Annotated in this window: 22 protein-coding genes; 5 read left to right on the plus strand and 17 right to left on the minus strand. The window is 64.4% G+C overall.

The annotated features are described in order from the left end of the window. Positions 1–665: 665 nt before the first annotated feature. The 6 genes from HNO52_RS15320 to HNO52_RS15345 form a co-directional block, all read right to left on the minus strand. Positions 666–2,048 (minus strand): HlyD family type I secretion periplasmic adaptor subunit, encoded by a 1,383-nt coding sequence (locus tag HNO52_RS15320; protein WP_197566103.1) that lies wholly within the window; start codon positions 2,046–2,048, stop codon positions 666–668. Next, positions 2,032–3,831, minus strand: a complete 1,800-nt coding sequence (locus HNO52_RS15325) for a type I secretion system permease/ATPase (RefSeq protein WP_197566104.1) — start codon at positions 3,829–3,831, stop codon at positions 2,032–2,034. The genes HNO52_RS15320 and HNO52_RS15325 overlap by 17 nt, the downstream gene beginning before the upstream one ends. Before the next feature lie 187 nt (positions 3,832–4,018). Continuing rightward, positions 4,019–5,284, minus strand: a complete 1,266-nt coding sequence (gene glyA / locus HNO52_RS15330; protein WP_197569261.1) for a serine hydroxymethyltransferase — start codon at positions 5,282–5,284, stop codon at positions 4,019–4,021. Positions 5,285–5,407: 123 nt separating this feature from the next. After that, positions 5,408–6,823 (minus strand): hypothetical protein, encoded by a 1,416-nt coding sequence (locus tag HNO52_RS15335; RefSeq protein WP_197566105.1) that lies wholly within the window; start codon positions 6,821–6,823, stop codon positions 5,408–5,410. Positions 6,824–6,977: 154 nt separating this feature from the next. Then, a complete protein-coding gene (locus HNO52_RS15340; RefSeq protein WP_197566106.1) occupies positions 6,978–9,581 on the minus strand; it encodes an ABC transporter permease in 2,604 nt (867 codons plus the stop codon). Continuing rightward, on the minus strand, positions 9,578–10,327 hold the full coding sequence (locus tag HNO52_RS15345; protein WP_197566107.1) for an ABC transporter ATP-binding protein: 750 nt from the start codon (positions 10,325–10,327) through the stop codon (positions 9,578–9,580). Before HNO52_RS15345 ends, HNO52_RS15340 begins: the two co-directional genes overlap by 4 nt. On the opposite strand from HNO52_RS15345, the gene HNO52_RS15350 reads away from it, so the two are divergent. Beyond that, on the plus strand, positions 10,326–11,036 hold the full coding sequence (locus tag HNO52_RS15350) for an arylesterase (protein WP_197566108.1): 711 nt from the start codon (positions 10,326–10,328) through the stop codon (positions 11,034–11,036). The two genes, HNO52_RS15345 and HNO52_RS15350, sit on opposite strands and share 2 nt — an antisense overlap. Here HNO52_RS15350 and HNO52_RS15355 read toward each other — a convergent pair. Together HNO52_RS15355 and HNO52_RS15360 are read right to left on the minus strand one after the other, a co-directional pair. Next, on the minus strand, positions 11,027–11,944 hold the full coding sequence (locus HNO52_RS15355) for a DMT family transporter (RefSeq protein ID WP_197566109.1): 918 nt from the start codon (positions 11,942–11,944) through the stop codon (positions 11,027–11,029). The genes HNO52_RS15350 and HNO52_RS15355 overlap by 10 nt on opposite strands. Continuing rightward, a complete protein-coding gene (locus HNO52_RS15360; protein ID WP_197566110.1) occupies positions 11,941–12,210 on the minus strand; it encodes an Rdx family protein in 270 nt (89 codons plus the stop codon). The genes HNO52_RS15355 and HNO52_RS15360 overlap by 4 nt, the downstream gene beginning before the upstream one ends. A gap of 53 nt (positions 12,211–12,263) precedes the next feature. Here HNO52_RS15360 and HNO52_RS15365 point away from each other — a divergent pair, with 53 nt between their 5' ends. The 4 genes from HNO52_RS15365 (at position 12,264) to ettA (ending at position 16,335) form a co-directional block, all read left to right on the plus strand. Next, the gene (locus tag HNO52_RS15365; protein WP_197566111.1) at positions 12,264–13,577 is read left to right on the plus strand and encodes an MFS transporter; all 1,314 of its coding nucleotides are present in this window, start codon (positions 12,264–12,266) and stop codon (positions 13,575–13,577) included. Between the two features lie 89 nt (positions 13,578–13,666). Continuing rightward, the gene (locus tag HNO52_RS15370; protein ID WP_197566112.1) at positions 13,667–14,101 is read left to right on the plus strand and encodes a PAS domain-containing protein; all 435 of its coding nucleotides are present in this window, start codon (positions 13,667–13,669) and stop codon (positions 14,099–14,101) included. Positions 14,102–14,285: 184 nt separating this feature from the next. Beyond that, positions 14,286–14,504 carry a PA3496 family putative envelope integrity protein gene (locus HNO52_RS15375; protein WP_167116619.1) on the plus strand — a complete coding sequence of 73 codons (219 nt, stop codon included), beginning with the start codon at positions 14,286–14,288 and terminating at the stop codon, positions 14,502–14,504. A gap of 169 nt (positions 14,505–14,673) precedes the next feature. Beyond that, on the plus strand, positions 14,674–16,335 hold the full coding sequence (gene ettA / locus HNO52_RS15380; protein ID WP_197566113.1) for an energy-dependent translational throttle protein EttA: 1,662 nt from the start codon (positions 14,674–14,676) through the stop codon (positions 16,333–16,335). Positions 16,336–16,438: 103 nt separating this feature from the next. On the opposite strand, the gene HNO52_RS15385 is transcribed toward ettA, so the two are convergent. The 9 genes from HNO52_RS15385 to surE form a co-directional block, all read right to left on the minus strand. Next, positions 16,439–16,597: a DUF1328 domain-containing protein gene (locus tag HNO52_RS15385; protein ID WP_159553797.1), complete on the minus strand. Its 159-nt coding sequence runs from the start codon at positions 16,595–16,597 to the stop codon at positions 16,439–16,441. A gap of 162 nt (positions 16,598–16,759) precedes the next feature. Beyond that, on the minus strand, positions 16,760–17,674 hold the full coding sequence (gene lpxL, locus HNO52_RS15390; RefSeq protein WP_197566114.1) for an LpxL/LpxP family Kdo(2)-lipid IV(A) lauroyl/palmitoleoyl acyltransferase: 915 nt from the start codon (positions 17,672–17,674) through the stop codon (positions 16,760–16,762). Positions 17,675–17,718: 44 nt separating this feature from the next. Next, positions 17,719–18,837 (minus strand): alanine racemase, encoded by a 1,119-nt coding sequence (alr, locus tag HNO52_RS15395; protein WP_197566115.1) that lies wholly within the window; start codon positions 18,835–18,837, stop codon positions 17,719–17,721. Between the two features lie 130 nt (positions 18,838–18,967). Next, entirely contained in the window at positions 18,968–20,419 is a 1,452-nt protein-coding gene (locus HNO52_RS15400) for a TolC family outer membrane protein (RefSeq protein ID WP_197566116.1), read from the minus strand. A 115-nt stretch (positions 20,420–20,534) separates the two neighbouring features. Continuing rightward, complete coding sequence (gene rpoS, locus HNO52_RS15405; protein WP_197566117.1) at positions 20,535–21,521, minus strand: RNA polymerase sigma factor RpoS; 987 nt, start codon at positions 21,519–21,521, stop codon at positions 20,535–20,537. A 143-nt stretch (positions 21,522–21,664) separates the two neighbouring features. Continuing rightward, positions 21,665–22,738, minus strand: a complete 1,074-nt coding sequence (locus tag HNO52_RS15410; RefSeq protein WP_197566118.1) for a peptidoglycan DD-metalloendopeptidase family protein — start codon at positions 22,736–22,738, stop codon at positions 21,665–21,667. Further along, positions 22,731–23,717 carry a DUF368 domain-containing protein gene (locus HNO52_RS15415; protein WP_197566119.1) on the minus strand — a complete coding sequence of 329 codons (987 nt, stop codon included), beginning with the start codon at positions 23,715–23,717 and terminating at the stop codon, positions 22,731–22,733. Before HNO52_RS15415 ends, HNO52_RS15410 begins: the two co-directional genes overlap by 8 nt. Continuing rightward, entirely contained in the window at positions 23,714–24,394 is a 681-nt protein-coding gene (locus HNO52_RS15420) for a protein-L-isoaspartate(D-aspartate) O-methyltransferase (RefSeq protein WP_197566120.1), read from the minus strand. The genes HNO52_RS15415 and HNO52_RS15420 overlap by 4 nt, the downstream gene beginning before the upstream one ends. Continuing rightward, a complete protein-coding gene (gene surE / locus HNO52_RS15425) occupies positions 24,381–25,127 on the minus strand; it encodes a 5'/3'-nucleotidase SurE (RefSeq protein ID WP_197566121.1) in 747 nt (248 codons plus the stop codon). Before surE ends, HNO52_RS15420 begins: the two co-directional genes overlap by 14 nt. Between the last annotated feature and the right edge of the window lie 2 nt (positions 25,128–25,129).

The following is a 25,129-nucleotide window of genomic DNA, read 5'->3' on the forward strand; positions in this document are numbered from 1 at the left end:
AGGGTGACGATCAAGAAACACCGCCAAGCCATACTTCAGGAGCCGACGGCTAATAAATAACTTAGCCGATCTGTCGCTTTTATTTGATCAATTAAACCGGAAATCAGAACCAATTATCTGCCATTAAAAGCACGAGAAAAACCCATTAAAAAAATCGCCACAACATAAGCCCGCCTCATTCATAAAGGTGCCAAACAAGGATATCCAACTGGGAGGTTTTCAGTACCGAATCGATTGAGCATCATCAAGCCGATGGATAGCCCACCAGACCATTTCCTGCTCCACTCGCGGCTCGCCTATTCATACCTTGTAAGCATCAATGGCGAGTGGCGGAGCAGCCGAGGCCGTCGATCACCGCTGTAATCGCCTTACCTGCTGAATGAATCGTGGTGACGTCGGCATTCAGACCAAGGCCATAAGCCCAGGCCCCCTTTCAGCCGGGTGGGCCATCATCTGTTGGCGGCAACTCCGTGTTACGACGTCATGGGCAAGGCATGCAGGGGCTGGCAGGAATAAAGAAACAGCAACTGGGTCATCGGAAGCACTCCTGCACCATCAGCTCGTCGCATCGTGGCAATGACCAAGAGCCCGCCTGGTACCTCAGGCCATAACCCTACTTGCGGGGCTGTTCAGGGCGGGTCCTGGCCCGCCGTGAAGCCCCCCCTTCATTCCTCCCTGATGGCCCGAGCCAGCATGTCGGTGATCGGCTTGGTGATATAGCTGGCGAAGGTGCGATCGCCGGTGTGGATCATCACCTCCGCGGGCATGCCGGCCAGGAGTTGCATCTGCTCGGTCATCTCCTGGCGACCATCGTCGGTCACCCTGAGGCGCACGCGATAGAACCGGACGCCAGTGGCCTCGTCCACCTGGCTGTCGGCACTGACGAAGACCACCCGGGCCGCGATGACGTTGGTCATGCGCTGGTTGAAGGCGGAGAAGCGGATCTCCGCCGGCTGGCCGAGATAGAGCTGGTTGACGTCACGGTCGGGCACTCGGGCCTCGACCACGAAGCGGTCATCGACCGGCACGATATCCAGCAGGGGGTCGCCGGCACGCAGCACATCGCCCACCGAATGCACCCGGCGTTCGACGACGATTCCCGCCACCGGGGCCTTGACCGTGGCGCGGCTCATCTGGTCATCGAGTGCGGTGATCCGCTCCTCGGCCTCGGTGACGATGGCCTGGGTCTCGCGGAGCTGTTCGCCAACCTCCTTCTGGAACTCCTGCACCCTGATCTCGCGCTGCATGCGGCTCTCGCTGACCTGCGAGCCCAGCCGGGCAATTTCAGCACGGCGGCTGGCGATCTCGCTCGAGAGCTCCAGCAGGTCACGCTCCACCTCGCGCAGGCGCTGGTTGTTCACCATGCCCTTGCTGAACAGGTTGCGCAGGTCGGCCGCCTCCTCACGCAACGAGGCCGCATGCCGCTCGTTGATCCGCACCATCTCCTCAAGCCCCTCGATCTGGCGCTGCAACTGGATGGCCTGCTCATCCAGCGCCTCCAGGGTGCCCCGCAGGGACTGGCGCCGGGCGACGAACAGCGCCCGCTGCACGGCCAGCACCTCCTGTACCCTGGGCAGGTCGCTGTCGGTCAGCTCGTCGGGTATCCGCAGTTCGTCATCCCCGCGCTGCTCGGCCAGCAGTCGCAGTTCGGTGGCCCGCCCCACCAGGTACTGGGTACGGGCGACACGCAACTGGGTACGGGCTCGGGTATCGTCGATCACCACCAGTGGCTGCCCCGCCTCGATCCGGTCGCCATCCGCGACCAGGATCTCGCGCACGATGCCACCCTCCAGGTGCTGCACCGTGCGTCGGAAGGTTTCCACGGCCACATGTCCCGGCGCCACGACCGCCACCGCCAGGTTCGCGGTGAAGGCCCAGCCGCCGAAGCCACCCAACCCCAGCAGCAGCACCAGCATGCCGACCCGCCAGTAGCCGCGATCATTGGTCGGCACCAGCACGGTATATTCGCCCTCCAGTGCCGGCGACTTGAGCGCCGGCCCCTTGCCGGGCTCGCAGGGCCGATCCCCCGCTTCAGCTAGCGTCTTCATCGTCGCTCCTCCTGCCGCTGGCATCACCACCGATGTCCGGGCGACCACCCGCCACCGCGACAACCTTCCCCCTTGTCGGCTGGCCGGCCGGTGGTGGCGAGGCGGGCTTCGGGGCGAGATGGGCCATCACCTCCTCACGAGGACCGAACAGCTGGACCTGTCCCTCGCGCATGACCAGCAACTTGTCCATTCCTTTCAGCACGCTGACCCGATGGCTGATCACGAACAGGGTCACGCCTTCATGCTTAAGGGCGACCATGGCGGCCCGCAGGGCATGCTCGCCGCGGTCGTCGAGACTGGCATTGGGCTCGTCGAGCACCACCAGCACCGGGTCGCCGTAGAGCGCCCTCGCCAGGGCGATGCGCTGGCGCTGGCCGCCGGAGAGTCCGCCTCCACTGGCGCCGATATGCGTGTCATAGCCCCCCGGCATCGCCAGCACCATTTCGTGCACGCCGGCCTTGCGTGCCGCCGCCACCACCTTGTCGGAGTCCACCTCGCCGAAGCGGGCGATATTCTCGGCGATGGTGCCCTCGAACAGTTCGATGTCCTGGGGCAGGTAGCCGAGGTAGGGACCGACCTCCTCGCGATTCCAGCGGGTGATATCGGCCCCGTCCAGGCGTGTGGTGCCGGTCAGGGGCGGCCAGATGCCCAGCAGGACCCGGGCCAGCGTCGATTTTCCCGCGGCGCTGGGCCCGATGATGCCGACATGCTGGCCTGCCGGCACCGCCAGTTGGATACCGCGCAGGGTCGGTACCTTCCCTCCGGGTGGAGCGGCGGCCACGTCCTCGACCCGAACCTCTCCCTGAGGGGGCGGCAGTGACATGCCGTTTTCCTCCGTGGGGATCCGCGTCAACAGCTCATCGAGCCTTCCATAGGCCCCACGGGCGGAGACGAAGCCCTTCCAGGTCCCGATCAGGCGGTCGATGGGGGCCAGCGCACGGCCCATGATGATGGCCCCGGCGATCAACATGCCCGGCGTCAGCTCGGCACGCAGCACCAGCCAGGCTCCCAGCCCCAGGATCAGGGACTGGGCCAGCAGGCGCAGCACCCGGGACACACTGCTCAGGGCCTCGCCACGATCGTTGGCCCGGGACTGCTCCGCCAGGAAGTGGTGACGCCGACGCGACCAGCGCCCCATGATGCCCGGCAACATGCCCATCGCATGCAGCACCTCGGCGTTGCGCAGGTTGGACGCCGCCAGTTCACGGGCCTTGATCTGTTCGTGCTGGGCTGAGGACAGCAGGGGCTGGGTGACCTTCTCGCTGACCACTGCCAGCACCAGCAAGATTAGGCCGGCCGCGGTGGCGAAGAGCCCCAGCCAGGGATGAAAGAGGAACAGCACCGCCAGATAGACCGGTACCCAGGGGGCATCGAAGAAGGCCAACAGGCCGCTGCCGGCCAGGAACTGGCGCAGGGTGGAGAGATCATCGATCGGCTGGGACGACGGGCTTCCCTCGCTGAACAGGCTGCGACGGAACATCGACCGGTAGATACGCGCATTGAGCAGCATGTCGAGGCGATTGCCGATGCGCACCAGCATCCGCGAGCGCACCAGTTCGAGCATCCCCATGATGGCAAACATGAAGATCACCACCAGGGTGAGCATCAGCAGCGTCTCGGTGCTCTGGGTCGAGAGCACCCGATCGTAGACCTGCAGCATGTATAGGGCCGGCACCAGCATCAGCAGGTTGACGAACAGGCTGAAGAATCCCACCGAGGCGAAAGCCCCCCGGCAGGCACGCAGTGCGCGCTGCAGGTCCGTGGCATCCCGTTTCATGGCCATCGACATTCACCGTGACAAGCCGTGGGCTCGGGTTCGGAGGGTGATTACGCAATGTTACATGTTGACGCTATTCACTTTAGCACGGCCCGAAAGAGCCTCAGGGCTGAAAAATGTCATACGCGAAACGCCCCGCACTAGGGAGTGGTGCGGGGCGTGAAGGGCGGTGGCGGAAGGTTAGGAGAAACGCTCAGCGATAGACCGGGAAACTGGCGCAGACGCCCTCTACCTTACCCTTCACCTCGGCTTCGACAGCGGCGCTGTCCTCGCCCTTGGCCATGGTATCGAGGATGTCGCAGATCCAACCGGCCAGCTCGCGACACTCATTCTCGCCGAAGCCACGAGTGGTCACCGCCGGGGTACCGATGCGCAGACCGGAGGTGACGAATGGGCTCTGGGGGTCGCCGGGCACGGCATTCTTGTTGACGGTGATGTGGGCGCGCCCCAGGGCGGCATCCGCATCCTTGCCGGTCAGGCCCTGCTTGATCAGCGAGAGCAGGAACAGGTGGTCCTCGGTGCCGCCGGAGACCACGTCATAACCGCGCTCGATGAACACGCCGGCCATGGTCTGGGCGTTGGTGACCACCTGCTGCTGATAGGCCTTGAACTGGGGCTCCATGGCCTCCTTGAAGCACACCGCCTTGGCGGCGATGACGTGCTCGAGCGGTCCGCCCTGGCTACCCGGGAAGACGGCGGACTGCAGCTTCTTCTCGATCTCGGCGTCGCCTTCGGCGGAAAGAATCAGGCCACCGCGCGGGCCGCGCAGCGTCTTGTGAGTGGTCGTGGTCACCACGTGGGCATGAGGTAGCGGGGTCGGATAGATCCCGGCGGCCACCAGGCCGGCGATATGCGCCATGTCGACCAGCAGATAGGCGCCGATTTCGTCAGCGATTTCGCGGAACCTGGCCCAGTCGATGATCTGGGAGTAGGCGGAGAAGCCGGCGATGATCATTTTCGGCTGGTGCTCGCGGGCAAGCCGTGCCACTTCCTCGTAGTCGATACGCCCCGTGTCGTCGATGCCGTACTGCACGGCATTGTAGTGCTTGCCGGAGAAGTTCGGCTTGGCGCCGTGAGTCAGGTGGCCGCCCGCGTCGAGGCTCATGCCCAGCACGGTGTCGCCCGGCTTGACCAGCGCCTGGAACACGGCGCCATTGGCTTGGGAGCCGGAGTGCGGCTGGACATTGGCGTAGCTCGCGTCGAACAGCTGCTTGGCGTAGTCGATGGCCAGTTGCTCGACGATGTCGACGTATTCACAGCCGCCGTAGTAACGCTTGCCGGGGTAGCCTTCCGCGTACTTGTTGGTCAATTGGCTGCCCTGGGCCTCGAGCACCCGAGGGCTGGCATAGTTTTCGGAGGCAATCAGCTCGATGTGAGCTTCCTGGCGAGCAACCTCTTTCTGCATCGCATCGAACAGGGCATCATCGAAACCGGAAATCGTCATGTCACGGCGGAACATCGGCAGGAAACCTCGCATCACGGGGAGAATCGGGATGCGCCATGATACCCCAGCCCATGACGGCTTTCACATGAAAGGCCGTCATGAATGGAAGCAGTTTTTCTCATGCCGGGTTTAGCCGGCTCAGTGCGTCTCGACCTTGATGTTGAGCTTGCCCGCCGCCCCCAGCGGGTCGGACTTGTACGAGGCTACGCTGCTCTCCGCGGGCAGGGTGCCTCGAACTTCGACCCGTTCGGCGGTGCCCTCCAGCAGTTTCACCAGTCCCAGCAGGACCGCCTGCGCTTCAGGTCCCAGCATCATGCCGAGGCCCTGAGCCTGGGTGCGTGCCCGCTCGACGAACTCCGCCTCGGTGATGCCCTCAGTCGCCGCGCCAAGAGTCGCCAGGCGAGCGAAGAGCCCCTGGTCGGACAGGCTCAGGTACATATCACCTCCCAGCAGTGTCGCGACTTCCAGCCACTCCGTGTCGGCGAAGGCTTCGGCCGCCGATACCCCTTGCGGTAGCTGCACTGGCAGGCTGATATCGAAAGCCAGGCGCAGCGCATCAACAATATCGACCTGGATGTCGCTGACCAGCACGCTGTGGTCGCCCTTATCCTTCCAATTGCCAAGGAAGGCGGCATCCAGTCGCAGCTCGCCGCTGCCGTTAGTCAACACATTGCTGGCCATACGCATCTGGGTACGCTCCTCTTCTGGAGCCAGTTCGATCATGCGTGCCAGATCGACCTGCAGCTCCTCGAGGCGCACCCCCCCCTTGCCGTCATCGAAGTCGCCATCGACCTCGAGCATGGCCAGACTCCCTACCAGATCGCGGCCCTCCACGACAAAATCGCGCAGCACCAGCGAGGCCAGCTTTTCCTCACCTTCGGTATCGATACCGGTCAGCTCATCGAGACGCAGTGAGCCCAGCGTGAAGGAGCCCGAGCCGAACTCATCCAGATTTTCTGCCACCCCGTCTACGCCGGTAATCTCGAGCATGCCGATGGCATCGTGGGTCAGCGATTCGCCGCGCACCTGCTCGATGGTCATGCGGCCCTCGCCGCTCTGCAAGGGCGTGTCGAAGAGGAGCTCCTCGGCCAGTTCCGAGGCCAGTTCCAACACGATGCCATCGATGGCCAGGCTGCCGACGTTCACCTCCTCGGGAGCCAGACCTTCGTGAAGCGGGAACACTGCCCGCGAGGGCTCGCCCAGCACAAGACGCTCGATATTCACCAAGGCCAGCTCGGTAAGGCTGTCCTCAATGCGAATGCCCTCCAGCGTCACCTCGTCGGGAGCATCGTAATCGCCGCTGACGATGTAGCGCTCGATCAGCAGGCGCTCGCCCTCCTCGGCCTCGAAGACGATATCCTCGGCGGTGACGCGCGAGCGCAGCATGCCACTCGAGACCTCGCCCAGCGAGAGAGTGCCGCCTTCGCCGAACAGGGCCCGTAGGTCGGCTTCGAGTCGTTCGGCATCGGCGGCTGCGACACCGCAAGCGCCCACTAGCGTAGCGAAGGTCAGTATCTGGCCCAGGCGTATCGCCTGGGGACGAAGTGAGTGCATCGGCATCACCTCCTGTGAATGACTCCGGGTAGGAAAAGTGGCGATGTCAGCGCCACGATTACGCAGTGTAACCGTTATTGCGCTGAGGCTACGGTCCACGTGTCGGCGCTGACCAATGTCGCTTCAACGCATTGGCCAGCACAGTGGTATCGGGTCACGCCTCTCCCAGCAGACCCAGGCTCGCTGCCGGCGCCTGTCTTCGCAGACCACGCGAAAGGGCGTGACCAATCGCGCCGATCAGCAGCGCACCGCCAAGCGGCAGCAACAGCCACAGCCAAGGATGCGGCCGCGGCGCCAGGTCGAGCCAGGCGACGTAGATACCAGCAGTGGCCAGCTCGGCCAGCAGCGCGCCCATCAGCCCGCTGGCCAACCCCAGGATGGCGAACTCGGCCCCTTGGACGCGGGAGATGAGACTTCCGCCGGCGCCGAAAACCCGCAGCAGGCCGCTCTCGTGCGCCCGGGCCGGGCGGCTCGCGGTCAGCGCCGCGTAGAGCACGCTTACGCCAGCCAGCAGCACGAAGGCCAGCACCAGCTCCACTGCCCGGGTCACCTGGGTGACCACGTCGCGAACCTGCGCCAGGATCGCTTCGATATTGAGCAGCGAGACGGCGGGGAAATTCCGTACCAGGTAGCGCAGCGTCTCGCCCTCACTGGCATCGAGATGAAAGGCGGTGATGAAACTGTGGCCGAAGCGCTCCAGCACCCCGGGCGGGAAGATGACGAAGAAGTTGGGCCGGAAGCTGTCCCAGTCCAGGTTGCGCAGGCTGGCCACCTCACCGAGGATCTCCTCGCTGCCGATGGTAAAGGCCAACCGGTCGCCGAGGGTCAGCCCCAGCCGCTCGGCCAGGCCATCCTCCAGCGATATCGGCACATCGCTGTCCTGGGGATCGGCGTCCACGGCACCGAGCCAGCCGGGTTGCCCATTGCCACTCTGCAACTCATCGAACCACTGGCCGGCCACTATCCGATTACCCTCCGGTAGTTCGGCCTGCCAGGTGAGGTTGAGCTCGCGACGCAGCGAGCCGTCGCTGCGCGACTCCGTCGGCACGGCCTCACGGGCCGGCTCGCCGTTGATGGTGGTGAGACGCCCGCGCACCATGGGATAGAGCGCCGTTCGGTCCTCGGCATTGGCCTCGAGGGCTTCGACGAAGGCGTCGCGCTCGCCGGGCTGAATGTTGATGGCGAAATAGTTGGGCGTGTCCTCGGGCAGCTGCTCCTGCCAGGTCGAAAGCAGATCCCCGCGCACCAGGGCGATCATGGCCATGGCGAAGAAGGTCACCGCAAAGGCGAGCAACTGCCCGAGACTGGCGCTACGGCGCCGGGCCAACTGGCGTCCGCCCAGACGTACGGCCTGGGACAGCTCACCCCTGTCGCCGCCGCCCTGGGGCAGGCGAGCCGCAAGCCGCAGCACCAGGCCGAGCAGCAGCGACCCCACACCCCACAGCACCACCAGCATGACCAGCCCGCCAACAAGTAGCGACGCCGCCAGCGCGAAGTCGCCGGAATAGAGCCACAACAGGCCGCCGAAGACCAGGCTGGCCACCAGCACCACCAGCCAGGCCGAGGCGGGCAGCGGGTCGAGTTCACGGCGCAGTACCTTCAGCGCACTGACCCGCTTGAGGCGCAGCAGGGTCGGGCCGGCGAAGCCGACCAGTACCGCCAGCGCCGTCAACACGCCGAGCCACAGCGGCAGCCAGCCCGGCGGCGGCAAGCTGAGCGGCAGAAAGGTTGTCAGCAGAGCCAACAGCACAGCCTGACCGGCCAACCCCAGCAGTGCCCCCAGCAGCGAGGCCGCCAGCGCCAGCCACATGAGCTGCAACGAGAAGAGCCAGGTCAGGTCGCGCTGAGTGGCACCGAAACAGCGCAGCAATGCCGCGGTATCGAGGTGGCGCTCGACGTAGCGACGTGTGGCCATGGCTACCGCCACCCCGGCCAGCAGCACGGCGGCAAGCCCGGCCAGACTCAAGTACTTCTCGGCGCGCTCCAGGGCGTTGCCGAGCCCCGGCCGGTCGCGCCTGACGTCACGCACCTCGACCCCCTCGCGGCGCAGTCGCTCGAGCAGCGGCCCCAATGAGTCCAGCGCCTGGGGCGGGCCGGCGGCGAGCAGCTCGTACTCCACCCGTGCGCCCGGCTGCACCAGGCCGGTGGCTTCGAGATCGTCGACATGCAGCATCAGACGCGGATTGAAGTTGCCAAAACCGGCGGATTGGTCCGGCTCGCGCTCGATCAGGCCGGTGACCGTGAGTTCGCCTTCGCCGACCTGGATGCGATCGCCCAGTTCGGCTTCGATCAGCAGTGCCAGGCGCGGCGCCAGCCAGGCCTCACCGGGGGCGGGCCCGTGGGCCACGCTCTCGATGCCCTCGCCGCGGTCGACCTGCATACTGCCATAGTGGGGATAAGCGCGGTCGACCGCCTTCAGGCTCGCCGGCTGAAAGGCCTCGTCGAGGCTGACCATGGTGACCATGTCGACCTGATCGCTCAGGCTCAGGCCGGCCTCCTCCAGGGTACGACGCAGTTCGTCGTCGAAGGGACGCCCCTGCTCGAGCACCAGGTCGCCGCCCAGCAGTTGCCCGGCCTGCCGGGTCAGGCCCCGATCCAGGCGGTCGAGGAAGAAGCCGATCATGGTCGAGGCGGCCACCGCCAGCGCCAGGGCGACGAACAGCGCACGCACGTCGCTGGCACGCAGGTCACGCAGCAACCCGCGCCCGGAAAGACGCAACAGGTTGGCGCCGGCTGAACGGGACGGCGGCCGGTTCATGCATCCACCTCCTCATGCACCAGCTCGACCAACCGCCCCTCCTCCAGCCGCAGGCAGCGATCGCAGCGCGCCGCCAGGGCGTGATCGTGGGTCACCAGCACCAGGGTAGTACCGGCTTCGCGGTTGAGCTGGAACAGCAATTCGATGATACGTCCCCCGGTGGCCTGATCCAGGTTGCCGGTGGGCTCGTCGGCGAAGACCAGTTCGGCCCCGGTGACGAAAGCGCGGGCCAATGCCACGCGTTGCTGCTCGCCGCCGGAGAGCTGCTTGGGCAGATGCTCCAGGCGTTCGCCGAGCCCAACCCGGGTCAGCCAGTCGCGGGCCCGGGCCGAGGCATCGGGCAGCGGTGACAGTTCCAGCGGCAGCAGCACGTTCTCCAGCGCCGTCAGGGTCGGCAGCAACTGGAAGTTCTGAAACACGAAGCCGACCCGGCCTGCCCGCAGCCGTGCACGCCCGTCCTCATCGAGCTGGCCGAGTGTCTTGCCGAACAGGGCGAGCTCGCCGCCACTGGGCTGGTCGAGGCCGGCCAGCAGACCAAGCAGGGTCGATTTGCCTGCCCCGCTCTGCCCCAGGATCGCCACGCTCTCTCCGGGGAACACTTCGAGCTCCAGGCCACTCAGAATGGTGAGTCGCCGCTCGCCGCTCACGACCTGCTTGCTCAGTTGCCGAGCGTGTAGAATCGGTTGGATATCGCGCCCGGGAGCGGCGGCAGGCGTAACAGCATCGGAAGTCGAGGAGTCGGTCATGGTGAAAGGTTTCCCCAGTGGTCTGGTAAGAGAGAATCACACCCGCCTGGTCCGGTGGCGTCCCCGCCCCGGCAGTCTGGCCTGCTTGCTGCTTGCCCTGTGGCTGGCGACTACCGCCGCCCTGGCCGACACGCGACCGGTCCTGCTGGTGATGGGCGACAGCCTGAGCACCGCCTATGGCATCGAGCGGGAAGCGGGCTGGGTCAGCCTGCTCGAAGAGCGCTTGGACGGCAGCGCTCAGGTGGTCAACGCCAGCATGAGTGGCGAAACCAGCAGCGGCGGTGCCAGCCGGTTCCCCGAGCTAATCGGACAGCATGACCCCGACATCGTTCTACTAGAGCTGGGCGGCAACGACGGCCTGCGCGGCCTGCCGCCCACTCAGCTCGAGGTCAATCTGGCCGGCATGATCGAGGCCAGCCAGGCCGCCGGTGCCGAGGTGCTGCTACTCGGTATCGACATCCCCCCCAACTATGGGCAGGCCTACCGTCGCGCCTTCACCAACGTCTTCTCCCGCCTGGCCGATACCTACGATACGCCGCTGGTGCCCTTCCTGCTCGAGGATGTGGCGCTCGAGGAGGGCATGATGCAGGACGACGGCATCCACCCCACCAGCGACGCCCAGCCGATCATCCTCGACAACGTCTGGTCGGAACTTGCTCCGCTGTTGGAGGATAGCGGTGCGGAGCTGGCCGAAACCGCTCACGAGTGATCGGCAGCCGGGCTCTTCTGCCACTGCTGCAGCCCGAGCCCACCCAGGATCAGTACCAACCCGATCAGGGTCGACGCCAGGATCGGCTCGCCTACCACCAGGTACAGCAGCAGCAGAGATACCGGCGGTGACAGGAAGATCAGGTTGGACACTCGGGCCGTGCGCGACACCCGGTGCATGGCCAGCTGCCACAGCACGAAGGCGATGCCCATCTCGAACAGACCGACGTAGACTCCGGCTCCCAGAGCTGACCAACCGTGCCAGGCGAAACCGGGGCCAAGCAGCATGAGTAGCGTGAGTACCGGCAGGCCGACGCTGAAGTTCTGCCACTGCGCCACCAGCGGCGGGCGCCGGTCGCGCACGTTGAGCAGCCAGTAGAGCGCCCACAGCAGGGTCGAGGCCAGCGCCAGCCCCACGCCCAGCGGATCGGCGAAGGCCACGTCGAAGACCCGACCGCGGGTGGCGATCACCCACACGCCCGAGTAAGCGACAAGCCCCGCCAGCACGTCGATACGGGTGAGACGCTGGCCCAGGATGGGTACCGCGAGAAACGCCATGGCCAGCGCCCAGGTGTAGTTGAGCGCCATGGCCTCCTGGCCGGGCAGCCGATCGTAGGCACCGAACAGCACCAGATAGTAGGCGACCGGGTTCATCAGGCCGGCCCAGGCGGCAGTGCGCCAACCTCGACGCACAGCCTCGCCCAGCAGGCCCTGGCGAACCACCAGCGCGCTCATCAGCAGCCACGACACCAGCGACGCCAACCACATCAGTTCCAGCGGCGACATGTAGGTCAGCGCCACCTTGAAGGCGGTGGCCACGGTGGACCACAGCGCTACCGCTCCCAGGCCGAACAGGATCGCCTGGCGATCCTGGCTCGGCGCGGCTGCGTTCGTTGCTTCGGCCCTCATCGATCGATATGCCCCAGGTCTCGCCCAGGCGCCAGGCGGTCGCGCACCCGCTGCTTGAGCTGCTTGCCGTCGGGAAAGCCACCGTCACGCTTGCGTTCCCACAGCGACTCGTCGTCGTAGAAGATCTCGAAGTACCCCCCATGGGAGGGCACCAAGGCCACCTCCTCCAGCTCCTCACCGAAGGTCGAGAGCAGCTCCTGGGCCAGCCAGGCGCTGCGCAGGAGCCACTGGCACTGGGTACAGTAATGAATGCGGATACGTGACATGCGGACACCCTGTCGCAACAATGAATCAAGATGATAGCAGCCAAGGAACCGAAATGGCCGAGCGCGAGATCAGCCAGTCGCGCCTGTACGAGCGGTTGACCGGCGACGAAGACAGCCGCATGTGTCAGGACATCGCCGACGAAGCCTGCCGGGAGCAGCCGCGCAACTTCTTTCTGCATCTATTCGCCGCGCTGGGCAACAAGCTCGCCGACGAGCTTTCCAGTGCCCGCCTGGTACTGCCCTGGCTGCTCGGGGTGATCGGCGCTCCGCTGGGGATGGTCGGGCTGCTGGTGCCGATCCGTGAGTCGGGCGCCCTGCTGCCGCAGCTGTTCGTCGCCGGCTTCATCCGTCTCAAGCCGCAGCGCAAGTGGGTTTGGGTGTTGGGCGGCATGCTGCAAGCCATGGCGGCAGCAATCCTCGCTCTGCTCGCGCTGTTCGGCCATGGCAGCCTCGGTGGCGCCCTGGTGCTGGCCACGCTGGTGGCGCTATCGCTGGCCCGTGGACTCTCTTCCATCGCCACCAAGGACGTACTGGGCAAGACCATCGCCAAGCAGCGCCGCGGCAACCTGATGGGCTGGAGCGGCAGCGTAGCCGGTGCCGTCACCCTGGGCGCCGGCGGCATACTCATGCTGTTCGATGAGCGCCCCGGCGAGCTGGCATTGGCGAGCCTGCTCGGCGTCGCCGCGCTGGGCTGGGCGCTCAATGCGCTGTGCGCGGCGCGCATCAGAGAGGCACCGGGTGCCGTCGAGGGCGGCGAGAACGCCTGGAGCAGCATCAAGCTGGGGCTGCGCCTGCTGCGCGACGACCGAGCTTTCCTGCACTTCAACCTGTCGCGCTCGCTGCTGCTGGCCAGCGCCCTGGCCCTGCCCTACGTGGCCCTGCTCGGCCAGCAGCAGAGCGGCACCGAGCTGGGCGGCCTGGGCGTCCTGATCGTGGTGTCTGGCCTCGCCGGAATGGTAGCAAGCCCGATATGGGGTAAGCGCTCCGATGCCTCCAGCCGCAGCGTACTGCGCGATGCCGGCCTGGGTGCCGCGGCCTGCTGCCTGCTCGGTGCCACCATCACCTGGCTGCCAGATGAATGGACGGCCACGGTATGGCCTTACGCCCTGGTCTACGCCCTGCTGGTGATCGTCCATGCCGGCGTGCGCCTGGGTCGCAAGACCTACCTGGTCGATATGGCGGGCCAGGACCGGCGTGCGCTCTACGTAGCCCTGTCGAACACCCTCACGGGAGTAATGATGCTGGTCGTGGGCGGCGCAACGGGGCTGCTGGCCCAGTGGCTGGGCACCGATTGGCTGCTGGTGGCGCTGGCCGCCATGGCCCTGGCCGCTGCCGCCTCGGCCGCACGCCTGCCGGAGGTCGAATAACTCCCGGCGTTGTCAACGTGGCAAAGGCTGGCCATGATGTAGCATAGTCACGTTGTGTTACCGCCACGTCTCAGCCAGGAATGCCTTGAATGAAACGCGCCCCATTGATCAGCCCGGAACTCCTCGAGCGCATCGTCAATGCCTCGGAGGATGGCATCGTGGTCGCCGAGCAGGAAGGTGACGAGAACATTCTCATCTACGTCAACCAAGGCTTCGAGCGGCTCACCGGCTACAGTACCGACGAGATTCTCTACCAGGACTGCCGCTTCCTGCAGGGCAAAGATCGCGATCAGCCGGCGCTGGCCAATATACGCAAGGCCCTGGGCGAGGGGCGCTCTTGTCGCGAAGTCCTGCGCAACTACCGCAAGGACGGCACCATGTTCTGGAACGAGCTGTCGATCACCCCGGTTTTCGATGCCGACGACAACCTGACCTATTTCATCGGCGTGCAGAAGGACGTCACGGAGCGCATCGAGGCCCAGATGGAGCTGGAACGGCTCAAGGCCGAACACGGCCTCGGCTGATACGCCGCGGTGTTGTAAAAAAATTTCCTCCAGAGCTTGCTCTCGACCTCTCCCGGATATATATAGCCGTCAGGTGCCAGCGTTTGGTGCCGATGGCGCTTCAGGTCCGTCGCTTCGGACGCGAAGCGAATGTGCTATACGTCGATCGCCGAGCGGTCGACACCGGGCCATGGGAGGATTTCGCATGAGCCATGAACCCCTTGTCAGCGACACTCACGACGACGAGCAAGACTTCCTCGAAGCGGTGAACGACGATGAGTACGTTCGCCCCCGCGCCTCCAGCCGCGCCGACACCCTGCGTGCCCGACGACGCGTCGAGGCCCTGCTGGAAGAGCGACGCCTGCAGCGCGCCATCGAAGACGATTGGATGCTGCTCGGTGAAGAGGAGGAAGAAGAGGAATAGGCAATATCCTCTCGCTACGAGGCATCCACGGATGCCTCGTCAAGCAAGGCTGTCTTCGAACCACGCCAAAATGCCTGCCCACGTGGCGCCAAGCACCACAGCGCTGGCCTTTGCCCGGTACGGCCACTATCATCGTGGCCACTGAAACCCTCAACCCCAGTGGAATTCCATGGCGCAATACGTCTTCACCATGAATCGGGTGGGCAAGGTCGTTCCGCCCAAGAAACAGATCCTCAAGGACATCTCACTCTCCTTCTTCCCGGGCGCCAAGATCGGCGTGCTGGGCCTCAACGGCTCAGGCAAGTCGACCCTGCTGCGCATCATGGCCGGAGTCGACAAGGAGCATGAAGGCGAGGCACGTCCCATGCCCGGCATCAATATAGGCTACCTGCCCCAGGAGCCGGAGCTCGACGACGAAAAGAACGTACGCGAGACCGTGGAAGAGGCGCTGGGTGAAATCAAGCAGGCCCAGACCAAGCTCGACGCCGTCTATGCCGCCTACGCCGAACCGGACGCCGACTTCGATGCCCTCGCTTCCGAGCAGGCGCGCCTGGAAAACATCATCGAAGCCGCCGATGCCCACAATCTGGAGCGCAAGCTGGAAGTGGCCGCCGAGGCGTTGCGCCTGCCGCCGTGGGAAGCCCGAGTGGGCAATCTCTCGGGCGGCGAGCGGCGTCGCGTGGCGCTGTGCCGGTTGTTGCTCTCCAATCCCGACATGCTGTTGCTCGACGAGCCGACGAACCACCTGGATGCCGAATCGGTGGCCTGGCTCGAACGCTTCCTGCACGACTACAGCGGCACCGTGGTGGCCATTACCCACGACCGCTACTTCCTCGACAACGTGGCCGGCTGGATTCTCGAACTCGACCGCGGCCACGGCATTCCCTTCGAGGGCAACTACTCGCAGTGGCTGGAATCGAAGGAGAAGCGTCTCGAGCAGGAGGCCAAGCAGGAGGCCTCGCGCCAGAAGGCGATCAAGCACGAGCTGGAGTGGGTGCGCAGCAACGCCAAGGGCCGCCAGGCCAAGAGCAAGGCACGCCTCAACCGCTTCGAGGAGATGCAGTCCGGCGATTTCCAGAAGCGCAACGAGACCAACGAGATCTACATTCCGCCCGGCCCGCGCCTGGGTGACAAGGTGATCGAGTTCCACGGGGTGTCCAAGCGCTTCGAGGACAAGCTGCTCTACGAGGACCTCTCCTTCAGCGTGCCCAAGGGTGCCATCATCGGCATCATCGGCGGCAACGGTGCCGGCAAGTCGACCCTGTTCAAGCTGATCACAGGCAAGGAGCAGCCCGACAGCGGCGAAGTGGTCGTCGGCGATACCGTCGACATCGCTTACGTCGAGCAGCTGCGCGATGCCTTAGACGACAAGCAGACGGTGTGGGAAGCGGTCTCCGATGGGCAGGACATGCTCAACATCAATGGCTACGAGGTCTCCTCACGCGCCTACGTCGGCCGCTTCAACTTCAAGGGCAACGACCAGCAGAAGTTCCTCAAGGACCTCTCCGGCGGTGAACGCGGCCGCCTGCAGCTGGCCCAGACCCTCAAGCAGGGTGCCAACGTGCTGCTGCTCGACGAGCCCTCCAATGATCTCGACATCGAGACCCTGCGCGCCTTGGAAGAAGCCCTGCTCGCCTTCCCCGGCTGCGCCCTGGTGATCTCCCACGACCGCTGGTTCCTGGACCGCATCGCCACTCACATCCTGGCGTTCGAAGGCGAATCACATGTGGAATTCTTCGAGGGCAACTACACCGACTACGAGGCGGAGCATCGTAAGCGGGTCGGCAACGATACGCCGCATCGCATGAAGTACAAGCGCATCGACGCTTGATTCACGCGCCATTCGGCTAAGAACGAGGCCTCGCATCAGCGAGGCCTCGTTCTTTTCACTTGCTTCTCCTGGAGAGAGAACTAATCGCTGAGTGGCATCCTCGTCACGGTCGCCGCCCGGTGATCAGCGAGACGATGAACAGCACGATGAACAGGAAGAACAGGATTTGAGCGATGGTGGTGGCCGCACCGGCGATACCGGTGAAACCGAGCACCCCCGCAATGATGGCGATGATCAGGAACAGCATTGCATTGCCGAGCATAACAGACCTCCTTGACTGTCTTGGCGCCATCCCAGGCGCAGTTACCCAATCAGGTGTCTTTCAGACTTGCGTGAGCTGACCGAATCGTCAAGTTACTGCAGGTTACGCCTTGTATCCGATACGGTTCCAGAGAGAAAACATTCACCTCTCGGTGACAGCGCATCAGTACAAACCCGGCTCCCCCTTCGGCCGGGTCTTGAAGCGCCGATGTAGCCACATGTACTGTTCCGGATGCTTGCTTATCGCCTGCTCGATGAAGGCATTGACCCGCGTCGCGTCACTCACTTCATCGTTGCCGGGAAAGCCTTCGAGGGCCGGCTGGCACTCGATGGTATAGGTACTGTCGTCAGGATTGCGATGAAACATCAGCGGGACCACGGCAGCCCCCGTCATCCGCGCGATCTTGGCCGTCAGGCGTATCGTCGCCGCCTCTACGCCGAACAATGGGGCGAAGACACTGACGCTGCGGCCGAAATCCTGATCCGGCGAGTACCAGACCGAATGCCCCTCATTGAGCCGGCGCACCACGCCGCGCAAGTCGTGACGATCGATCGTCTCGCCGAAGATGCGGCTGCGCCCCCGGGTCATGAAGCGGTCGAACAGCGGGTTGTTGTGCGGTCGGTAGACGGCATCGCTAGTGAAGTAGAGCGAGTGCAGCGCACCGCCCAGATCCAGCGTCGAGAAGTGTATGCCAACGATAAGCACGCCCTTGCCCCTGGCACGAGCCTGCTCCATGTGATGCCGCCCCTTGAAGGTCACCCGGTGCCGAAGATGCCTGGGGTCGCGACACCATCCCGTAGCGGTCTCGAGAAGACCGATGCCGTTGGCCTTGAAGGTATCGCGAGCCAGCCGGTCGCGCTGTGTATCGCTGAGTTCGGGAAAACAGAGACGCAAATTGGTAGCGACGATATGCCTGCGACGCGGCACCGCCCACCAGGCCAGCAGCCCGAGCCCCCGCCCGATGGCCAGCTTCAGCCGCCATGGCAGCCAGGCCGCCAACCACATGCAACCAATGGCCAGCCAGGCAGGCCAGTAGCGAGGATGAGCGTAGGAAGCGGGCCAGTTACGCTTGGACATACAGGATTCCGTTCAGCTCGGGTTGGGGCGAAGGCAACCGGCGCTCAAGCGCGCCGCCGATAGCGTCTGGGCACCCGAGGGAGGATGCCGGTCAGCAGCGTATAGCTGATGGTATCGCAATACCGGGCCACCTCGTCGACCGAGAGTATTGCACCATGCCGCGACCTTCCCCACAGCACTACCTCGGTGCCGATGTCGGCCTCGGGAATATCGGTAACGTCCACCGTCAACATGTCCATCGAGACCTTGCCGGCCAGCGCCGTGCGTTGCCCGGCCACCAGCACCGGGGTGCCATCGACGGCATGCCGATCATAACCGTCACCATAACCGCAGGCCACCACCGCAATGCGCGACGCTCGCGGCGCTCGCCAGCGGCCGGCATAACCCACCGGTTCACCTGCGGACAAATCGCGCAGGGCGATGATCTCGGAGCGCAGCGTCATGACCGGCTCGAGCCGGCGGCTGGCTGCGCTGGGCTGCTCCAGCGGATCGCTGCCATACAGCATCACGCCGGGGCGAACCCAGCTACCATGGGCCTGAGGACTTACCAGGGTAGCCGGCGAATTGGCCAGGCACAGCGGGGCGCCGAGACGCTCGGACAGTGCCCGCATGCATTCAAGTTGTTGGTCGAAATAAACCGAGTCGAGCGCATCGGCGGTGGCGAAGTGGCTCATCAGTTGCAGGTCGGTGGCGTATTGCGATGCAGAGACCAGGCGAGCCCACACTGCCGGTACCTGTTCGGGAGGAAAACCCAGCCGATGCATGCCGGAATCGACCTTGAGCCATACCGGAATCGGCCGGGACGGCCGGTAGGACAAAAGGGCATCGACTTGCCATTCGCTATGCACCGCCATCCATAAGCCCAGTGCCTCGACGCGACTCAATTCCTGCGCCTCGAAGATGCCCTCGAGCAGCACGATCGGCGTTTCAATGCCCCCCTTGCGAAGGGCTTCGGCTTCTTCCAGGCAAGCCACGGCGAAAGCTGGCGGGCGCTGGCCTTCGGGCAAAGACTCCAGAGCGCTGGCGCTCTCCACTGCACCATGGCCGTAGGCATCGGCCTTGATCACGGCCAGGGCCCGGCTATGGCTCGCCAATTCACGGGCCAGCGCATAATTGTGACACAGGGCATCAAGATCGATATCGGCAACCAGCGGCCTGGCCATGGCAACCTCCTACACAGAGCAAAACAGCGCAAGATTATCTTTTATATTCCAAGTCATTTCACGAAAAAAACCACCGACTTATCGGTGGCTTGTAGCATTAAGTACTTTAATATCTCAAATTATCAGTAGTTCATCGGAAGGGCACCTGCGGGCGCTCGCCGATATTCATGACAGAATCGTCGTTGGCCTCATCGGGCAATCCCAGCAACACTCGCTCCTTCTCGGAGAGCCAGGCGTTGACGGCCTGTATCGATTCCGGCCCGAGCAGCCCTGCCTCTTGCTGCAACTGCAGCAGACCGAGAACATAGTCGTAGCGCGCCTCGGCATGCTCTGCGATGGCATTGAACAGGTTCTGTTCGGCATTGAGCACATCGACGATATTGCGTGTACCCACCTCGTAGCCCGATCGCGTTGCCTCAAGGGCGCTCTGGTTGGAAACAATCGCCTGACGTCGTGCCTCGACCGTTTCCACATCGTTGTTCACTTGCGTAAACAATGAGCGCACCTGCTGGATGGTATCGCGCCGCTGGGCCTCGAAGTCGTATTGACTGGCCTCGAGCAAAAAGCCGCTCTGACGAATCTGCGCCTGGGTCGAACCACCGGTGTAGAGTGGCAGGCTGGCGCGAAGACCGACCTGGCTCTCAGACTGGTGGTTGGTCCCGTTGCGGTCGGTATCCGACCAGCCATAGTTGGCGAAGGCCGACACTACCGGGAGCTGACCGGCCCGAGCGACATCGACACTGCTGCGCGCCACCTCGACGCCGGCCTCGGCTGCCAGCACCAAGGGGCTGTTGTCCATGGCCAGCTCCACCCACTCCTCACGATCCGCCGGCACGGGACGGTCAATCGGCACCTCGTCATCCAGTGCCTCGATGCTGTCATAGCGATGCCCTGTCAGGCGCTCCAGTGCCTCGAAGCTGACCTGCATGGCCCCTTCGGCGGCGAGGCGTTGGGCCCGGGCCAGGTCATAGGAGGCCTGGGCCTCGTGGACGTCGGTAATCGCGATCAGCCCCACCTCGAAACGCTCCTGCGCCTGTTCAAGTTGTCGGCTGATGGCGGTTTCCTGGGCGCGACGCGCGCTGAGCACATCGTGGGCCCGAAGAATCTCGAAGTAGGCGTTGGCCACGCTGAAGAGCAACTGCTGAGCGGCCGCATCGACACCCAGGGCATCCCGGTCGATTTCACGCTCGGCCCGCTCCAGTTGGGCTCGACGGGTCGGGTCGTAGAGCGCTTGCTCGGCGTCAAGACTCAGGCTAGCGCTGTTGACGGTATCTTCGGTCTCGAAGGCTTCGGCCGGCACGCCGGGAAACTGGGTTCCCTCGTTGGCACTGGAGTAGATACGAGAGTGACTCGCACTCCCTCCCACGGATATCTGGGGCAAAAGGGCGCCGCGCTGTACGTCCCGCGCAGCCTCCGTGGCCTGGAAGCTGGCCTGAGTGGATGACAGTTCGGCGTCGTTGGCCAGCGCATCCTGAGCAATGGTCCAGAGATCGGCGGCCTGGGCATTGCCAATCATGAGGCAACCCATCAGAGCGGCCAGTCCGTGACGTGGAAGGCGTCGTGCGAAAGGTGGGCGAAGCATGTGTTCTTGTCCCCTATTCGTCCCTGCATGATAAGGAGGCTAATGATATCCCATCAGCATGCAGAAAATATGCAGCCGACCTGAGGGTCGGCTGCCTTTTTACCAAACGCAATGATTACTCGTTGAAGATGTTGTCCATCGAGAGGCCTTGCTTCTCGAGTACGCGGCGCAGCTTCTTGAGCGCCTCTACCTGTATCTGGCGCACCCGCTCGCGGGTCAGGCCGATCTCATCGCCGACCTCCTCCAGGGTCGCAGCCTCGTGGCCGCGTAATCCGAAGCGCCGCACGACCACTTCCATCTGCTTCTCGGTCAACTCCGCCAGCCACTCGTCAACGTGCTGCTTGACATCGACGTCGACCAGCGACGACTCGGGGCCCTGCTCGTTGTCGTCGGCCAGGGTCTCGATCAGCGGCTTGTCGCTGTCGCCGCCCATGGGATAGTCCACCGAGGAGACGCGCTCGTTGAGCCCCATCATCTTCTTCACCGCCTCGACCGGTTTGTCGAGATGATCGGCAATCTCTTCCGGCGTGGCCTCGTGATCCAGCTTTTGGGTCAGCTCACGTGCCGCCCGTAGATAGATGTTGAGCTCCTTGACGACGTGGATCGGCAGCCGGATGGTGCGGGTCTGGTTCATCAGCGCCCGCTCGATGGTTTGACGGATCCACCAGGTGGCGTAAGTGGAGAAGCGGAAGCCCCGCTCGGGGTCGAACTTCTCCACTGCACGAATCAGACCGAGGTTTCCCTCCTCGATCAAATCGAGCAGTGTCAGTCCGCGGTTGAGATAGCGCCGAGCGATCTTGACCACCAGGCGCAGGTTCGATTCGATCATCCTCGCCCGGCCTGCGGGGTCGCCCTTCTGAGCCAGGCGGCCGTAGTACACCTCCTCCTCGGGCGTCAGCAGGGGCGAGAATCCGATCTCGTTGAGATAGATCTGAGTGGCGTCTAGGCTGTGGTGGTAGTGCTTGTCCTCGCGACTCAGCGCCTTTTCGAAGGCGGCCTCATCGTCACTGGCCGAATTGTCCGAATCCGTCTCGAGGTCCTGTTCGGCCTCGGTGACGTCATCGAGATCAACATCCTGAAGGTCCCGTTCAAGCATGCTCATCGGTTGCTACCCCGTGGTTTCGTCCTGAAATGCCTGTTCTCTGGCATGGCTTACAGCACGCAGAGTTCTATTTGTTATGACTCCTCGTGATACCCATCGGTACCAATGCCCACCTGTGACGTCCCGACGGCAACACGGTACTGCTAGCGTTCCGGCAGGTATTTCAGGGGGTCTTGAGGCTGGCCATCCTTGCGCACCTCGAAGTGCAGCCTGGCGCTTTCGGCATCGCTATCGCCCATATTGGCGATCACCTGACCGGCCTCGACCACATCGTTCTCCGTCACTTGGAGGCTGTCGTTGTGGGCATAGGCGCTCAGATACTGGTCGTTGTGCTTGAGCAGGATGAGGTTGCCGTAGCCCCTCACCCCACTACCGGCATAGACAACGATACCGGGTCCTGCTGCTCTGACAGGTTGCCCCTTTTGCCCGGCGATATCAATGCCGGCGGTGATGCTTCCTCCTTCACCGAAACGACCCACCAGTTCACCGTCGGTGGGCCACTGCCAGGCGACTTCACCGACCGGTGTATAGGTACGACCACTGCTCTCGGGCTGACGTTCCGGCTCACCTGCCACTTGGGTGCCGGCGTCCACCTCGGGCTGGGCTTCCGGCTCCTGCTCCTGCTCGGGCGGCGTCTGGGGCTCGGAGTCGGGCTGCACGGCAGCGGCCGCTTCGGGCTCGACGCTCGGCTCAGGCTGCGTCGGTGGCTCCGGCTGGGCCGGCACATCGGCAATCGTCTGCGCGCCCGCTACCGCAGTATCGCTGGGAACGCTCGTATCCCCCGCGAGAGGCTCGGCAGTCAGTCTGCGGTTGCGTTCGATGGCTTCCTCGTCAGGCAGCAGCCAGTCGTCATCGCTCGATTGGGTCGCGCTACCGCCACCGAGCGCTGTAGCCGTCGCTACCTGGCCGCCTCCCAGCTCAGCAGAGCTGGCCTCACCGCCAGGTGCAGCCTCGCCCTCGCCCAGGCGCAACTGCTGGCCGGGCTGGATGCGGTAAGGCGGACTGATCTGGTTGAGCCTGGCCAGGTCGCGATAGTCCATGTCATGGCGCCAGGCGATGCCATACAGAGTATCGCCGGCCTCGACCGTGTACTGGCTGGCTGGCGACCGCTCGCGGCTCACCGAAAGGTCGCGAACCTGAGGGGTGGAATACTCCTGCTGGGCGACGCAGCCGGTCATGGCCATGGCAACGGCCGAGACGAGAAATACCTTACGCATTGGAGCCCTCCTCCTTGTCAGATGATTTATGAGAGCCGTTCCCTGCCTGGCCGGGCCTACTCCCTCCCGAATGACGACCCAACGCCAGCACCAGGGCTGCCCCGACCACCATGGCGACCACGACGGGCACCAGCAAGCCGGGCTCCCCGGTCAGGTTGGCGTAGTCGCCAGGCATCAGGTAGCGGTAATCGAGAGGAATTACCTGGTCATCGGGCCCGAGCTGATAGCGTACCAGCTCGCGCCAGGGCCACAGCACCGGCAGTGAGCCGACGATAAAGCCAATCAAGAGTTGCAGGGTCGCGGTGTGATAATGGCGCAGCAACCAGGAGAGCAGCCGTGAAAAACCGAACAGGCCGATCAGGCATCCCACGGCGAAGGTCGCAAGCAACGCCAGGTCGAAGCTGCGAATCCCCTGCATCACGGTGCCGTAGAGCCCCATGCTCAACAGCAGGAAACTACCTGACACGCCCGGCAGCAGCAAAGCACTGATGGCAATTGCGCCGCCGACGACCAACACCAGAGAGGGGCTGCCCAACTGGGTGACCAGCGGCATCAGCGACGGTAAGCCATGTGCCAGCAACAGGCCCATTACCAACGGGATCAGATGCCATAGTTTCCAGTCGGCTGGATGGCGGCTCACCACGATGGCCGAGGCCGCCACCAGGCCGAAGAAGAAGCCGTTGAGCAGCAACGGGTAGCCACCCATGAGCCAGACGACCAGATGCGCCACGCTGACCAGGCTTACCCCGATTCCGAATAACAGCGGAATGACGAAGGTCAGGTTGAGGTGGGTGGCGAGCCCCGCCAGCCCGCCGCGGCGCCAGGCCGTGAAAGCACTGGGGCCAAACTGCTTGATGGTATTGATGAGTTCCTCGTAGATGCCGGTGACGAAGGCAATGGTACCGCCGGACACCCCGGGCACGGCATCGGCCGCCCCCATGCCGGCGCCCTTGAGGAAGACACTTAATTGTCGCTTCAACGAATCACTCCTTGCAGCAGCGGCACGAAGCGCACACGTTCGAGCCGCTGAACATCATGTTGAGAGCCAGCACGTTGCACCCGGGTCAGCCACTGTTCGCCGCTTGGGTCGGCCAACGGCAGGATCATCACGCCCTCTTCGGTAAGCTGCGAGATCAGGACCTCGGGCAGCTCGTGAGCGCAGGCGGTGAGCAGCACGACGTCGAACGGAGCCGCTTCCTGCCAGCCGTGACCGCCGTCCGCCAGACGCAGGCGTGCATTGTGCGCCTGCAACAAACGCAGCCGCTTGGCTGCCCGGTGATGCAAGGCATTGATTCGTTCGACCGACCAGAGTTCCGGCACCAGACGCGACAGAATCAGCGTCTGGTAGCCGGAGCCGGTGCCGATCTCCAGCACGCGCCTGGGCGCCTCCTTCATCACCAGTTCGGTCATGCGCGCCACCATCCACGGCTGGGACAGGGTCTGCCCGTGACCGATGGGCAGCGAGGTATCCTCATAGGCGCGATGGGCCAGAGCCTCGTCGAGAAAGAAATGACGCGGCTCGGCGGCCATCACCCGGAGCACCCGCTCATCAACGATGCCCTGCCTGGCCAAACGCGCCACCATGCGGTCGCGAGTACGCTGCGATGTCATGCCGACGCCGCGCAATAGTTCGGGTAGTCGCTCAGGTGAATGCATCCAGCCAGCCCTGCACATCCGCTATGGCCGCACGCTGCGTCAGATCGGTCTGCAGCGGCGTGATCGAAACGTAGCCTGCCTCGATGGCGGCAAAGTCGGTATCGGCCCCATCATCGGCATTCTCTCCCACGGCCGCAATCCAGTAGCGTAAACGGCCGCGCGGGTCACGCACCTCCATGGGCCGCTCCGCAGGGCCGCGATAGCCCATGCGGGTCACACGGAAGCCCTGGATCTTCTCCCACGGAAGGTCGGGCACGTTGACATTGAGCAGGCTGCGCGGGGGGAGCGAAAGCTGGTCGGCCGCCCCTACCAGGCTGGCCGCCACGCGGCCCGCAGTGTCGAAATGGCGCGAACCGACCAGCGACATGGCGATGGCCGGCATGCCCAGGTTGCGGCCCTCCATGGCAGCCGCCACGGTCCCGGAGTAGAGCACGTCGTCGCCCAGGTTGCCGCCGTGATTGATTCCCGAGATCACCAGGTCCGGGCGCTCGTCCCACACCCCGTTCACGCCCAGGTAGACGCAGTCGGCCGGCGTGCCGTCGACACAGTGGAAGCCGTTGTCCAGCGAGGTCAACGCCAGCGGCCGGTTCAGGGTCAGCGAATTGCTGGCGCCGCTGCGGTCTCGGTCGGGTGCCACCACGCGCAGCCGGGCATGGGGCTCCAAGGCCTCGTACAGGGCGCGCAGGCCCGGCGCATGCACACCGTCATCGTTGGAAAGCAGGAGTCTGCGCATTC

The organism is Halomonas sp. MCCC 1A13316 (genome assembly GCF_014931605.1).
GTDB lineage: Bacteria > Pseudomonadota > Gammaproteobacteria > Pseudomonadales > Halomonadaceae > Halomonas.

Excerpts from the sequence above, each read along its gene's own strand:
- HNO52_RS15320 (WP_197566103.1), bottom strand. The coding sequence starts at position 2,048 with ATGAAGACGCTAGCTGAAGCGGGGGATCGGCCCTGCGAGCCCGGCAAG.
- HNO52_RS15325 (WP_197566104.1), bottom strand. The coding sequence starts at position 3,831 with ATGGCCATGAAACGGGATGCCACGGACCTGCAGCGCGCACTGCGTGCC.
- glyA (WP_197569261.1), bottom strand. The coding sequence starts at position 5,284 with ATGTTCCGCCGTGACATGACGATTTCCGGTTTCGATGATGCCCTGTTC.
- HNO52_RS15335 (WP_197566105.1), bottom strand. The coding sequence starts at position 6,823 with ATGCACTCACTTCGTCCCCAGGCGATACGCCTGGGCCAGATACTGACC.
- HNO52_RS15340 (WP_197566106.1), bottom strand. The coding sequence starts at position 9,581 with ATGAACCGGCCGCCGTCCCGTTCAGCCGGCGCCAACCTGTTGCGTCTT.
- HNO52_RS15350 (WP_197566108.1), top strand. The coding sequence starts at position 10,326 with ATGGTGAAAGGTTTCCCCAGTGGTCTGGTAAGAGAGAATCACACCCGC.
- HNO52_RS15345 (WP_197566107.1), bottom strand. The coding sequence starts at position 10,327 with ATGACCGACTCCTCGACTTCCGATGCTGTTACGCCTGCCGCCGCTCCC.
- HNO52_RS15355 (WP_197566109.1), bottom strand. The coding sequence starts at position 11,944 with ATGAGGGCCGAAGCAACGAACGCAGCCGCGCCGAGCCAGGATCGCCAG.
- HNO52_RS15360 (WP_197566110.1), bottom strand. The coding sequence starts at position 12,210 with ATGTCACGTATCCGCATTCATTACTGTACCCAGTGCCAGTGGCTCCTG.
- HNO52_RS15365 (WP_197566111.1), top strand. The coding sequence starts at position 12,264 with ATGGCCGAGCGCGAGATCAGCCAGTCGCGCCTGTACGAGCGGTTGACC.
- HNO52_RS15370 (WP_197566112.1), top strand. The coding sequence starts at position 13,667 with ATGAAACGCGCCCCATTGATCAGCCCGGAACTCCTCGAGCGCATCGTC.
- HNO52_RS15375 (WP_167116619.1), top strand. The coding sequence starts at position 14,286 with ATGAGCCATGAACCCCTTGTCAGCGACACTCACGACGACGAGCAAGAC.
- ettA (WP_197566113.1), top strand. The coding sequence starts at position 14,674 with ATGGCGCAATACGTCTTCACCATGAATCGGGTGGGCAAGGTCGTTCCG.
- HNO52_RS15385 (WP_159553797.1), bottom strand. The coding sequence starts at position 16,597 with ATGCTCGGCAATGCAATGCTGTTCCTGATCATCGCCATCATTGCGGGG.
- lpxL (WP_197566114.1), bottom strand. The coding sequence starts at position 17,674 with ATGTCCAAGCGTAACTGGCCCGCTTCCTACGCTCATCCTCGCTACTGG.
- alr (WP_197566115.1), bottom strand. The coding sequence starts at position 18,837 with ATGGCCAGGCCGCTGGTTGCCGATATCGATCTTGATGCCCTGTGTCAC.
- HNO52_RS15400 (WP_197566116.1), bottom strand. The coding sequence starts at position 20,419 with ATGCTTCGCCCACCTTTCGCACGACGCCTTCCACGTCACGGACTGGCC.
- rpoS (WP_197566117.1), bottom strand. The coding sequence starts at position 21,521 with ATGAGCATGCTTGAACGGGACCTTCAGGATGTTGATCTCGATGACGTC.
- HNO52_RS15410 (WP_197566118.1), bottom strand. The coding sequence starts at position 22,738 with ATGCGTAAGGTATTTCTCGTCTCGGCCGTTGCCATGGCCATGACCGGC.
- HNO52_RS15420 (WP_197566120.1), bottom strand. The coding sequence starts at position 24,394 with ATGCATTCACCTGAGCGACTACCCGAACTATTGCGCGGCGTCGGCATG.
- surE (WP_197566121.1), bottom strand. The coding sequence starts at position 25,127 with ATGCGCAGACTCCTGCTTTCCAACGATGACGGTGTGCATGCGCCGGGC.